General features: G+C 70.0%; 13 protein-coding genes. 5 read left to right on the plus strand and 8 right to left on the minus strand.

All coding sequences use genetic code 11. The features are described 5' to 3' along the window. Positions 1–297: 297 nt before the first annotated feature. Positions 298–1,041, minus strand: a complete 744-nt coding sequence (locus tag BLV57_RS00345) for a trypsin-like serine protease (RefSeq protein ID WP_091287779.1) — start codon at positions 1,039–1,041, stop codon at positions 298–300. 88 nt (positions 1,042–1,129) lie between these two features. Continuing rightward, complete coding sequence (locus tag BLV57_RS00350; RefSeq protein WP_091285096.1) at positions 1,130–1,369, minus strand: hypothetical protein; 240 nt, start codon at positions 1,367–1,369, stop codon at positions 1,130–1,132. A gap of 107 nt (positions 1,370–1,476) precedes the next feature. Between BLV57_RS00350 and BLV57_RS00355 the strand changes: the two genes are divergently transcribed. After that, positions 1,477–2,226 (plus strand): AraC family transcriptional regulator, encoded by a 750-nt coding sequence (locus tag BLV57_RS00355; RefSeq protein WP_176968449.1) that lies wholly within the window; start codon positions 1,477–1,479, stop codon positions 2,224–2,226. A gap of 416 nt (positions 2,227–2,642) precedes the next feature. On the opposite strand, the gene BLV57_RS00360 is transcribed toward BLV57_RS00355, so the two are convergent. Beyond that, a complete protein-coding gene (locus tag BLV57_RS00360; protein WP_091285099.1) occupies positions 2,643–3,056 on the minus strand; it encodes a hypothetical protein in 414 nt (137 codons plus the stop codon). 96 nt (positions 3,057–3,152) lie between these two features. Here BLV57_RS00360 and BLV57_RS00365 point away from each other — a divergent pair, with 96 nt between their 5' ends. Together BLV57_RS00365 and BLV57_RS00370 are read left to right on the plus strand one after the other, a co-directional pair. Continuing rightward, positions 3,153–3,998, plus strand: a complete 846-nt coding sequence (locus BLV57_RS00365; RefSeq protein ID WP_091285101.1) for a dioxygenase family protein — start codon at positions 3,153–3,155, stop codon at positions 3,996–3,998. A gap of 63 nt (positions 3,999–4,061) precedes the next feature. Next, the gene (locus BLV57_RS00370) at positions 4,062–4,835 is read left to right on the plus strand and encodes an FHA domain-containing protein (protein WP_091285103.1); all 774 of its coding nucleotides are present in this window, start codon (positions 4,062–4,064) and stop codon (positions 4,833–4,835) included. 21 nt (positions 4,836–4,856) lie between these two features. Here BLV57_RS00370 and BLV57_RS00375 read toward each other — a convergent pair whose 3' ends face one another. Both BLV57_RS00375 and BLV57_RS00380 read right to left on the minus strand, forming a co-directional pair. After that, on the minus strand, positions 4,857–5,312 hold the full coding sequence (locus BLV57_RS00375) for a hypothetical protein (RefSeq protein WP_091285106.1): 456 nt from the start codon (positions 5,310–5,312) through the stop codon (positions 4,857–4,859). Between the two features lie 83 nt (positions 5,313–5,395). After that, entirely contained in the window at positions 5,396–6,124 is a 729-nt protein-coding gene (locus BLV57_RS00380; protein WP_143046934.1) for an AfsR/SARP family transcriptional regulator, read from the minus strand. An 80-nt stretch (positions 6,125–6,204) separates the two neighbouring features. Between BLV57_RS00380 and BLV57_RS00385 the strand changes: the two genes are divergently transcribed. Further along, positions 6,205–6,855: a hypothetical protein gene (locus tag BLV57_RS00385; RefSeq protein WP_091285110.1), complete on the plus strand. Its 651-nt coding sequence runs from the start codon at positions 6,205–6,207 to the stop codon at positions 6,853–6,855. 50 nt (positions 6,856–6,905) lie between these two features. On the opposite strand, the gene BLV57_RS00390 is transcribed toward BLV57_RS00385, so the two are convergent. From BLV57_RS00390 to BLV57_RS00400, 3 genes are read right to left on the minus strand one after another with little or no spacing between them, the layout of a single operon-like run. Continuing rightward, on the minus strand, positions 6,906–7,571 hold the full coding sequence (locus BLV57_RS00390; protein WP_091285111.1) for a response regulator transcription factor: 666 nt from the start codon (positions 7,569–7,571) through the stop codon (positions 6,906–6,908). After that, complete coding sequence (locus BLV57_RS00395; RefSeq protein WP_143046935.1) at positions 7,571–8,122, minus strand: helix-turn-helix transcriptional regulator; 552 nt, start codon at positions 8,120–8,122, stop codon at positions 7,571–7,573. The genes BLV57_RS00390 and BLV57_RS00395 overlap by 1 nt, the downstream gene beginning before the upstream one ends. A 29-nt stretch (positions 8,123–8,151) precedes the next feature. Beyond that, entirely contained in the window at positions 8,152–9,774 is a 1,623-nt protein-coding gene (locus BLV57_RS00400; protein WP_176968450.1) for an AfsR/SARP family transcriptional regulator, read from the minus strand. Positions 9,775–9,841: 67 nt separating this feature from the next. On the opposite strand from BLV57_RS00400, the gene BLV57_RS00405 reads away from it, so the two are divergent. After that, a complete protein-coding gene (locus tag BLV57_RS00405; RefSeq protein WP_091287781.1) occupies positions 9,842–11,071 on the plus strand; it encodes a sensor histidine kinase in 1,230 nt (409 codons plus the stop codon).

Here is an 11,071-nt window from a genome sequence, read left to right on the forward strand (position 1 = left end):
GCTGGCGCGCACGGACGGGGCGTTTGTCACGCTCAGGGGAACGAAAGTGGCTTATGTGTGCTGGTTAAGGCGTTGAACGCCTATTTCCCGCTCACCCGGCCGTGGTCTGGGTGATAAGGGCGGCCCTTGTCACCCAGGGCGTGACAAGGGTCCCCCTTGTCACGTGCCACGGTGGACGAGCCACGCGAGTGGAAGAATTTCTGCACCCAACGGAGCAAACCTTCCACTCGCGCGAGAACTCGGGCGGTAGGTAGCCAAGTACCCGTCCGCTAGAACCGGCCAAAACACTCACGAGCCCTACGGCTGGGTCGTCTGCGAGCCGATCCAGTCGGCCAGCACGTCGGCGCGGACGGTGGTTTCGAGCTTGTCGTGCGGGCAGTCCGGGCCGCTGCTTTCGATCGACACCAGCTCCTGCCCGACGAAGTACGGGGCGCCCGAGTCATAGCGGCAGGCGCTGGTCATCGTCGACGGCGCCACCCCGCGCACGCCGAGCGTCTTCTCGCCGATCGTGCCCACCTCGACGGTGCCCTGCTGCAGTTTCGTCGAGGCCTTCGCGTCCTTTTCCGTGCTGCCCCACCCGGCGAGGGTGAGCTTTTCGTGCAATGCCGGCACGGTTCGCCGCACGACCAGCGGGGTCACGCCGGTGACGGGCGCGTCGAGCTGGACGAGCGCCGCCGGGCTGCCAGTGGCCTGGACGACCCGGACGACCTGGCGGGTCGCGCCCGCGGCGGCGTCGGCCTCGTCGGTGCGGCCGACCGTGACCGTGGTCGGATAGGGGGAGGGACCGGAGACGGGATTTCCTTTGATGTCATGGAAACAGTGGCTGGACGTCAGCACCCACTGCGGCGACACGAGCGACCCGGAGCAGGCACTGGAGTACGTGGTGCCGTTGGGACGCGGAATGCCGGTCATGGTCAGCTTCGCGGCGAACCCGAACTGTCCCGGTGGCACATCGGACCCGTGCGCCACCGCGAACGCGGGCGTGGCGCCCGCGGTGACGCAGACGAGTGAGACAGCGGAAACGAGCGACCTGGCGCGCAGAACTTCCTCCTTCAACGAGCCCCGTTGCCGGGGCGGAAAACCTTCCTCCGCCCCATCGGCACGCGGCCCGGTCTTCTGGATGGCTCGATCAGGGCTTGTTGAACGGCATGCACCCGTAGAGGTTGAGCAACCCGAACGGGGTCAGCGCGCAGATGTGGTTGGCGTGCTCCAGATCGGTCTCGGCGCAGATCGAAATCCCACCGAGTGTGAGGACGCAACCTGCGAAGACGTACCCTGGCTGGCCCGGAACCGGGTCCGCGGAGGCGGGCGCGGCGGTCAGGACACCCGCGGCGGCGACGGCCGCGGCGAGGATGGCTGCTCTTTTCATGGCTGACGCTCCTTTGTGGCTTCGGAACTCCTGTGAGCTGGGAATACCCGGCCGGCACGCCAGCCAAAATGATCTTTCGCGGGATACACCCGATCGAGCGGCCTAGAATGCGTGGCGTGATCAGGGACGCCCGAGGACTCAACGGAGCCTGGACGAAGTTCCAGCGCCACGAGTTCCCGAGCCCGTCGCCGGATCTCGCCAGATTCGTGGCCAAATTCTGGGTGGTGACCTGGGACTACGACGAGCCGTACCGGCAGCTGGTCGTGCCCTATCCCAAGGTGCACCTGACGTTCCGCGATGGCGCCGCCGTGGTGAACGGGGTGTGCGGCGGGCACCGGATCAAGGTGCTCGAAGGTCGCGGCGGCGTGTTCGGGGTGGAGTTCCGCCCGGGTGGCTTCCGCCCGTACCTCGGCGCGCCGGTGTCGACCATCATGGATCGCGAACTCGACGCGCGCGAGGTTTTCGGTGACGTGCCAACCGAAATCAGCGTCGAATCCGTCGAACGGTTCCTGCGCGAGCGCCTGCCGGAGCCCGACCCCAAGGCCGACGAAGCCGCCGAGATCGTCGCGTTCATCGCGGCGCGGCCCGAGATCGCCAGGGTCGACCTGCTCGCGAAGCAGTGGGGGACCAGCGTTCGCGGGCTGCAGCGCCTGTTCGCCGAGTACGTCGGGATCGGCCCGAAGTGGGTGATCCGCCGGTACCGCCTGCACGAGGTCACCGAGCGGCTCGCGCGCGGCGCCGTGATCGACTGGGCCGCGCTCGCCGTCGAACTCGGGTACGCCGACCAGGCGCATTTCGCCCGCGACTTCAAGGAAATGTTCGGCGAACCACCTACTCACTACGCCGAGCGCTACTAGGGACTCGCCCTTGAGTGCGTAGTAAGCACTCAAGGGTCCCCTTGCTGCGTGACCAAGCTCGGATCAGGGTTGTGTCGGCGCGAGTGGTAACTCTGCTGCGTCTAGCGGAGCAGAGTTACCACTCGCGCAAGGCCTTTCACGCTGGAGCGAGGGGATCCCCCGCTGCATTGAACGCAGCAGGGGATCCCCTCGCTCACGTCCCCGCTGACCAGCGGGAGTTCGCGGCTGCGGGGCGCGACGATGTGGCGTTTGGGCCATCTGGCTGCCCAAACGCCACAACGTCGATTCAGACAGCCGCGAACGCACGCCACCTTTACCCTTCCCCTCAATAGTGAGGGAGGCCCTCACCAAGCCACACCAACCACGCCGATTCGGCCGCCCACCCCAGCAGAGCCTGCGGCAACGCTTACGACCCTTTAGGGCTGGCCGGGGCGATAGCAGTCAGAGAATCCCGCTGGCTTGGCCGACGAGCTCGCCAGCAGCGCGACGACCTGGTCGCGGCGAAGGTTCTCGGGGTAGCCGGGCCAGTCGGGCTCCTGGCCGTTGACGTGGAGCTCGTCGAGCCAGTAGCCGGGCTTGCCGACGGACTTCGCGAACTCGAGGTCGCAGCCGTTGAGGCGGACCATGGCCTCGAGGGTCTTCTCGGACGACTTGATCGTCCGGCCGCCGACCTTCTTGGTCTTCTTCTCGGTCTCGGTGTGCGCGCCGGTCGGGTTCGGGAAACCCGCGGCCTTCAGCTCGCTGACGAATTTGCTCTCGTTGCTGGAGCAGCCGGTGAGTGCCGCGGCGGCGCCCAGCAGCACCAGGATGGTGGCGACGGTTCTCTGCACAGCGACAGCAAAGCGCACGAACCACCCCGGCCGCTGGCGAATCGCCGAAATCGGGCGCGGGTGGATGATCACCCGGCGAGGGTGCAATCTGGAGTGATGGAACCCACCACCTGGCTGACCGAGCAGGTCGTCGCCAGTTTCGACGGTACCCCGGATCCGCGCACGCGCGAGCTGCTCACCGGGCTGGTGCGGACGCTGCACGACTACGTGACCAAGCATGACGTCACCGAGGGCGAATGGGCGCGGGCCATCGACTTCCTCACCCGCGCCGGACACCTGACCGACGACAAGCGGCAGGAGTTCGTGCTGCTCTCGGATGTGCTCGGCGTGTCGAGCATGGTCGATCTGCTGACGAACTCGCGCAGCCCGGACACGACCCCGTCGGCCGTGCTCGGCCCGTTCTACGTCGAGGGCCCGCCGCCGCGTGCGCACGGCGACGACATCGCCGACGGCCTGCCCGGCACGCCGCTCTGGGTCGACGTCCGGGTGACCGACACCGGCGGGAAGCCGCTCGCCGGCGCCGTCGTGGACGTCTGGCAATCCAATGAGGACGGTTTCTACGACGTCCAGCTGCCCGAGCTGGACGGGCCGGTGCTGCGCGCCAGGTTCCACACCGACGGCGACGGGCGGCTGCGGTTCTGGTCCATCCTGCCGCACGAGTACCCCGTGCCCGGCGACGGGCCGGTCGGCGAGCTGCTGGCCGCGACCGGCAGGCACCCGTTCCGCGCGCCGCACCTGCACTTCCTGATCCAGGCGGACGGGCATCCGCGGCTGATCACCCAGCTGTTCGTGCGCGGCGGGAAGTACCTCGACAGCGACACGGTGTTCGGCGTCAAGGAGGAGCTGATCGCCGAGTTCGCCGAGCGGACCGGGCCCACACCCGATGGGCGGGCGCTCGACGGTGACTGGCGAGCGCTGGAGTTCACCTTCCGGATCGGGTGAATTGGGAGGGGTCCCCACCCGGCGTTGGCAGACTGCCAGACACCAGATTCAAAGGAGGCCGCCATGGCAGGCATTCGGCTCACCACGTCCCATGACAGCCTCGCGCTCGGCGTGAGCGCGGACCCCGGTTCCGTCTCGGCGTTGTCGCTGACCGGCGGGCTGACGGTGGCGCCGGTCGAGGGCCGGACGATCACCTTCGGCCGCAACCGGCCGGAGGTCGACATCTGCGTCGGCGAGAACGACCTGCGGGTCAGCAGGCGGCACGGCCTGCTGACCCGCCAGTACGGGCAGTGGTGGGTCACCAACACCGGCCAGCTGCCCCTGCGCCTGCCGTCGAGCCGCTGGCTGTCCAGCAGCGAGGACCCGGTGCCGCTGCCCGACGGCTACACGCCGCTGTTCGTGCGCAGCTCGCCGCGCCGCGAGCATCTGCTGGAGCTCTACGTCGCCGGTGTCGACGGCGCCCGCCCGCCGACCAGGCACGAGGCGGTGACCCAGCCCCCGCGCCGCTGGCGGCTCACCGAGGAGGAGCGGCTGCTCATGGTCGTGCTGGGGCAGCGGTACCTGCTCCACGAGGCCCAGCCGCAGCCGGTCGCGCGCCAGCAGGCCGCCGAGATCCTCGCCGAGCTGCAGCCGGACGCGGGCTGGGGCGTCAAGCGCGTCGAGCACATGGTCGCGGCGGTCCGCAAACGCCTGTCCGACGGCGGGGTCTTCGGCCTGCGCCGCGAGGAGGTCGGCGAGCCCGTCGGCAACACGCTCAACGACAATCTGCTGCGCGAGCTGGTGTTGTCGACGACGATCGTGCCGCCCGACCTGATGCTGCTCGACCAGCTGAGCTGACCACGGCGCCGGTGCGTCGCGTCAGGCCCGCTTGCGGCTCGCGATCTCGTCGGCGAGCCGCCGCACGCAGGCGGGGTCCGCGTCCCTGGCGAGGGCGACGTAGTGGTCCATGACGGCGGGCCGGTAGCGCACGGGCAACGTCTGTCCTGGGGCGAGCCGGGTGAGCTCGGTGATCGTGAGGTCTTCGTCCGCGATACCGCGGAACAAGGCCCCGTCGGCGGTCTCCACATCGAACATCAGGATCACGCGTGGATTGCTGTTGACTTCCCGCCAGTCGACGAGAACGCCGAGCGCGAGCGCCCCGGTACGCAGTTCCGCTTGGCGATTCCGTGCGGCACCGCTCATGAGCGGGTTCGGGGCGACGCCAGGGAAGCCGGGCCCGACGCCGAGCGATTCCCGGCTCAGATCGGGCCTGAGCCGCTCCATCAGATCGTCCAGCTCGTTCAGACCGTCGCGCTTCTTCTTCCGACCGAACATCCTGGCCCCTCCCTCACACCAGAAACTTCGGCCTGGCGCTTCGCCCTGACCGCGACTGTACGTCACGGCCATTCCCGCACGCCCTAGACGCCGAGCGCCATCCGATGTGCGCCAAGGAGTTCGGCGCCCGGTTCGACCCCGAGATCACGCACGATCGCCGACCGCGCCCGCCGGAACGTCGCGATCGCCTCCCCGCGCCGCCCGACCTCGTGCAGTAGCGAGACCAGCCGCGTCCACACGTCTTCGCGCAACGGGTCGTCGCAGGTCATGGCCCGCAGCAGGCCGATTGCGTCGGCGGACCGCCCGAGTTCGCGGTAGGCGGCCGCCAGCAGCTCGCGCAGCTCCCAGCGCACCTCGTCGAGCCTGGCGACCTCGGGTGCGTTGTCGTCCGCCGTGAGATCTTCGAACGGCGTGCCACGCCACAGTTCGAGTGTCGTGCTGATCAGCCCGGCCGCGGCTTTCGCGTCCCCATCCGCGAGTGCGCGCCTGGCCTCGGCTGCCCGGGTGGTCACCAGATCGGCGTCGACCTCGCCGGGTTCGACACGGACCCGGTACGCGCCCTCGCGACTGTCGATCCGCGACTCGGGCAGCGCGCGGCGCAGTCCGCACACATAGGACTTCACGTTGCCCGCCGCCGACGGCGGAACGGCCTGGTCCGGCCAGATCAGGTCGATCAGCCGGTCCATGCTCACCCAGGTGCCCCGGTGCAGCAGCAGCGCGGCGAGCAGCTTGGTCGGTTTGCCCGGCTTGAGTGTCACGGCGGCGCCCTCGGCGGAGCGTGCTTCGAGCGGGCCCAGAACGTGGAAGTGCATGCCGCTCACTGTTCTCCGCGTACATGAGGATTCGATGACACTGAATCGCCAGTGAACCGGCCTTCGGGATCGTGCTCGCCATGGACCTCAAGCGATTCTCGAAATACGGCGTGGCCACCATGGTCACGGCGGGCGCCGGGGTGGCCGCCGTGGCGATCTTCGGCGGCGACGGCGAACCGGCCGTGGTGAAGGCGCCCACCGCATTGGCCGATGCCGCCTCGGCCAAGTCATCCGCTCCGGCCCAGGCCCCGGCAGCGGCTCCGCAGGCCGTCGCGCCAGTGAACGGGGTGCCGGTCGCGCCTGCTGCGAAGCCGGTGCCGATCAAGAAGCCCGCGAAGGTGCAGAAGCCTGTGGTGCGCAAGGCTTCCGTGACGCCGCTCAAGCGCATGGCCCCGGTCGTGACGCAGATTCACGACAGCGCCGTCGACAAGGCCGCGAAGCGGGTCGCGGCCGCGGACGCGAAAGTCAAGCAGGCCAAGACCGATCTGCGCAAAGCGAGGAGCGAAGCCGCGAAGGCACGCGCCGAGCTGGCGAAGCTGACGTCCGGTACGAAGCCTCCGTCCAGTAAACCGCCGAAGCCGCGCGTCTTGCCGAGGCCGATCGCGCACCCCGGCGGAAAGGTGCACGTCTCACTCGACTCGTCGCAGGTGAAGCCCGGGCAGACCCGGACGATCACCCAGACCAGCGCGGACGGCTCGGCCACGTCCTCGGTCACCGTCAGCCGGGGCTAGCGCAGAAAGGGGTCGTGAGTGATGCGGCCGGTTCTAACCGGCCAAAACACTCACGAGCCCTTTGGCTCCAGGCGGTAGCCGAGGCCGCGGACGGTCTGGATCACCGCCGGTTCGCGGAGTTTCCGGCGCAGCTGGGCCATCAGGACCTGCAGCACGTTCGAGGCTGGGTCAAGCATCTCGTCCCAGCCGCTGCGCAGGAGGTCCGGCTGCGACACCACGCGTCCCGGACTCGACATCAGCCGTTCCAGCACCGCGAACTCGGTGGGCGTCAAGGTCAGCAGGACGCCCGCGCGCCGGGCCTCGCGGCGGCCGGTGTCGAGGGTGAGGTCGCCGCAGCGGAGCACCGCGGCGCCGCCGAGCGGGGTGCGGCGGCACAGGCTGCGCACGCGGACGACCAGCTCCGCCACCGCGAAGGGTTTCACCAGATAGTCGTCGCCCGCGCGCAGGCCCGTGACGATGTCCGCGGGATCGTCGCGGGCGGTGAGGAACAGGACCGGGACCGCCCAGCCGGTGGCGCGCTTCGAGGACACGTAACTCAGCGCGTCGCCGGCGGGCAGCATGCGGTCGAAGATCGCGCAGTCATACGTGTTCACGTACAACGCCTCATCGGCGGCGGGAAGGTCGGACACGGCGTCGACGGCCAGGCCCGCGGCGCGTAAAGCCAGCTGGACCGTGAGGCGGATGTCGGAGTCGTCTTCGGTGATCAGCACGCGCATCAGCGGTCCACCAGCCAGCCGCGGTCCGCCGCCTTGGCGCCCGCCTGGAACCGGCTGCGGGCGCCGAGGCGGGACATGATGTCCGCGACCGTGCGGCGGATCGTGCGCACCGAAACCTCCAGGCGGGCCGCGGCCGCTTCGTCGGTGCAACCCGCCGAGAGCAGGTGCAGCAGCTCGCGTTCGCGGGTGCTCAGCTCGGTCGGCGGGGCCGAGGGGAACGGGGCCGCGGTGTGCCAGATGCGGGCGAACAGCGCGAGCGCCGTCGCGGTGATGTCCGGGAGGTCGAGCACCGCGAACCCCGACGGCGAACCGGGGACGACCGCGATGCACCCGTCCAGGACCATGGTGTCGGCCGGGACCGCGGGCAGGGTCCGGACGGACGCGCCCGCCAGCGAAAGCATGCTCAGCCGGGCGTTCACGCCGGTCGTGAACCGGACCCGGTCCGGCACCAGTATCCGGTACGTCACCCCGTGCCGGAGGTTGTCCGCCAGCGTCGCGAGGGTGCGGGGCGCCGCGCGCTCGGTCGCCATCGCGATGACTTCCGTGGTCACCGAAGAAAGAAAGCTCGGCGCGAGTACCGTCATCGGGCCGCTCCGATCAGGGCTTGGCGCTTGACCTGATCACGGACCACGATGTGCCAGCTGTACCGGCCCGGCGACGGCTGGGTCATCAGGTGGCGGCCGAACAGCGAGTCCAGGACTTCTTGTGCCACAGGGACTTCCAGGTCGGTCAGCTCGGCGGTGACGGCCGCGTCGACCTGGATGTGCGACGTGCCGAGCGCCAGTACGCGCGACTCAATGGCCGAAAGCGCGCGGAACGCGGGCTCGAACAGCGTGGCGAGTTCGGCGGTGAGGGCGTCGATCGTCCAGAGTGGACGGTTGCGCAGCATGGCCGACACCGCCCTGATCGCCGCGGGCAGGCCGCCGCAATGCGTGAAGACCTCGCCCGGCGCGCCCGGGAACAGCTGCCGCGCGTAGTGCACGGGAAGCGGTTCCGTGGTCAGCGCGGTCGCTCCGGCCAGCCACAGACCGCGGTTCCTGGTCGTGATCACGACCGCGCAGCCCGGAGTGCCCGGGAGCAGCGGGCGCACCTGCGCGGCGTCGGCCGCGTCGTCGAGCACCAGCAGCAGGCGGCGTCCGGCGAGCTCGCCACGCCACACGGCTTCGCGTTCGTCGGGGTCGGTGGGCACCGGCGCGCCCGCCGCGCGCAGCAGCCTGGCCAGCACGGTCGACGGCGGCAGGCCGGCGTGCAGGTCGACGAACAGCTGACCGTCCGGGTAGGCGTCCGCGACCTCGTGGGCCGCGTGCACGGCGAGCGCGGTCTTGCCAGCGCCGGGCATGCCGTCGAGCACGAGCACGGGCACCGCGGTGGTCTTGCCGCCCAGCACGGCGCGGATCCGGTTCAGCTCGGGCTCGCGGCCGAGGAAGTCGGCCACCGTCCGAGGCAGGTCGCGGCGGGTGAGACCAGTATCGAGCGCGCTCCGGTGCGCGGCGACCAGCTCAGGCCCCGGCTCGACGCCGAGTTCCGCGCTCAGCACGGCTCTCGCGCGCTGGTACGCGGCGAGCGCCTCCGAGCGTTGGCCGGACCGGTGCAAAGCGCGGACCAGCCGTGCCCAAGAACCTTCGTGCAGCGGGTCTTCCTCGGTCAACACCTGTAGTAGGCGGGCGGCGACGTCATAGCGGCCCTGGCAGGCGTAACCGTCGGCCAGCTTCTCGCGCAGCCGCCGCCGAAGCTGGTCGGCCCGCGAGACGGCTGAGGCGGTCAACTCGTCGGGAAGACCTTCGTACGGCTCGCCGCGCCACAGCAGCAGCGCCTCGGTGAGGCAGGTGACCGCGCCCGCCGCGTCACCGTCGACCCTGGCGTGATCGGCCGCGGTCTCCAGGTTCTCCGCGACGCCGATGTCGAGATCGCCCGATTCCACGCGGATGCGGTACGCGCCGGGCCTGCTCTCGATGCGGTGCCCGCCGTGCAGCCCGGTCAGCGTGCGGCGCAGCTGCCAGATGTAGGTCTTGAGGTTCTGTTCGGCCGACGCGGGCGTGTCCTGTTCCTGCCAGATGACGTCGACCAGCTGATTCACGCCGATCCAGGCGTTAGGGTGCAGAAGCAACGCGGTGAGCAGGATCGTCGGCTTCCTGGCGCCGGCCACGGCCGCCGCTCCGTTCCGGTCATAGGCCTCGAACCTGCCGAGCACTCCGAACCGCACCACACACCTCCGCGTAACTCCGGCTACCAGAGGATTGGAAGCCACCAGAGCTGGGAGGGGTCCCCGGATGGGTCTGCTCGGATCGACCTCGGACCGGCTGCGCGGGCTCCGGCGGGTGCTCACCGTGCTCTTCACCGCGATGAACGCGCTCGGCCTGGTGGTGTTCGCCTGGCTGCTGATCGACGCGGACGCCGCCGACGGCAGGCAGCGGCTCGACGCGGAGCTGAGCCGGATCAGCTCGACCATCCTGCGGCTGATCGAGGCGGACGGCCGGTACGAGGCCAACGATCCGCTCAACAACCGCTGCCCGCAGTTCGAGGTCGTCCCGCTGGACCCCGCGCGGTTCAGCCACTACACGAGCGAACGCCGCTGCGTGCCGGTCGACGACGCGCTGCCACGCGCGCTCGCGGCCGAGGCCGTCAGGAAGCACGCACAGGTGGCGGACTATCGGAAAACGGTGGACGGCAAGGAAATCCGCGTCATGGCGGAGCCGTTCCGAGTGCGCTCAGGTGAGTATGTCGGCGCCGTGGTCGCGATCGCGGACGCCGAACCCGAAGCGGGCAGACACAACCGGATGCTGCTGCAGGTGTGCGGCGGCTGCGCGGTGCTCATCGGCGGGCTCGGGCTGGCCGGGCACGTGCTGGCAGGCCGCGCGATGCGACCGGCCACCAGCGCGTTGCGCGAGCAGGAACTGATGCTCGGGGAGGTCGCGCACGATCTGCGCGCGCCGGTCGCGAAACTCCGTGTGCTCGCCGAAACCGCGCAGCGGCACCCGGATCTGCGGCCCGAACTGCTGCCCCGCGCGGTCAAGCTCGCGAGCGAGATGGGCGGCATCATCGACGGCTCGCTGCTGCGCGCCAGGGTCGCGTCCGGCGCGGAAAAGCTCACGCTCGAACCGGTCTGGCTCGACCAGCTGGTGGAGGGCATGGTCGAGGACACCCCGGCCGACGGCATGGAGGTGACGGTCACGACCCAGGCGGCGAAGGTCGACGCCGACCCGGTGCTGCTGCGCCGCGCCATCCGGAACCTGCTGGTCAACGCGATCCGCCACGCCGAAAGTGACGTTCGGGTCAGTGTGCTCGCCGACGGCAGGGTGCTGGTCGCCGACGATGGGCCCGGCGTCGATCCCGAGATCACCGCGAAGATGTTCGAGCCGTTCGCCAGCGGCGGCGGCTCCTCGGGACTCGGCCTCGGCATCGTGCGGTGGGTGGCGCTGGCGCACGGCGGGACCTTGCGGGTGTTCAACGCCCAGGACGGCGGCGCGATCTTCGAGCTGGCGCTGCCCGCCAAGCCGTGA

The sequence above is a fragment of the Amycolatopsis xylanica genome, assembly GCF_900107045.1.
Lineage (GTDB): Bacteria > Actinomycetota > Actinomycetes > Mycobacteriales > Pseudonocardiaceae > Amycolatopsis > Amycolatopsis xylanica.

Bases quoted from the DNA above. Each gene is read 5' to 3' on its own strand.
- BLV57_RS00355 (WP_176968449.1), top strand. From the start codon at position 1,477: ATGCGTGGCGTGATCAGGGACGCCCGAGGACTCAACGGAGCCTGGACG.
- BLV57_RS00365 (WP_091285101.1), top strand. From the start codon at position 3,153: ATGGAACCCACCACCTGGCTGACCGAGCAGGTCGTCGCCAGTTTCGAC.
- BLV57_RS00370 (WP_091285103.1), top strand. From the start codon at position 4,062: ATGGCAGGCATTCGGCTCACCACGTCCCATGACAGCCTCGCGCTCGGC.
- BLV57_RS00380 (WP_143046934.1), bottom strand. From the start codon at position 6,124: ATGCACTTCCACGTTCTGGGCCCGCTCGAAGCACGCTCCGCCGAGGGC.
- BLV57_RS00385 (WP_091285110.1), top strand. From the start codon at position 6,205: ATGGACCTCAAGCGATTCTCGAAATACGGCGTGGCCACCATGGTCACG.
- BLV57_RS00350 (WP_091285096.1), bottom strand. From the start codon at position 1,369: ATGAAAAGAGCAGCCATCCTCGCCGCGGCCGTCGCCGCCGCGGGTGTC.
- BLV57_RS00390 (WP_091285111.1), bottom strand. From the start codon at position 7,571: ATGCGCGTGCTGATCACCGAAGACGACTCCGACATCCGCCTCACGGTC.
- BLV57_RS00405 (WP_091287781.1), top strand. From the start codon at position 9,842: ATGGGTCTGCTCGGATCGACCTCGGACCGGCTGCGCGGGCTCCGGCGG.
- BLV57_RS00375 (WP_091285106.1), bottom strand. From the start codon at position 5,312: ATGTTCGGTCGGAAGAAGAAGCGCGACGGTCTGAACGAGCTGGACGAT.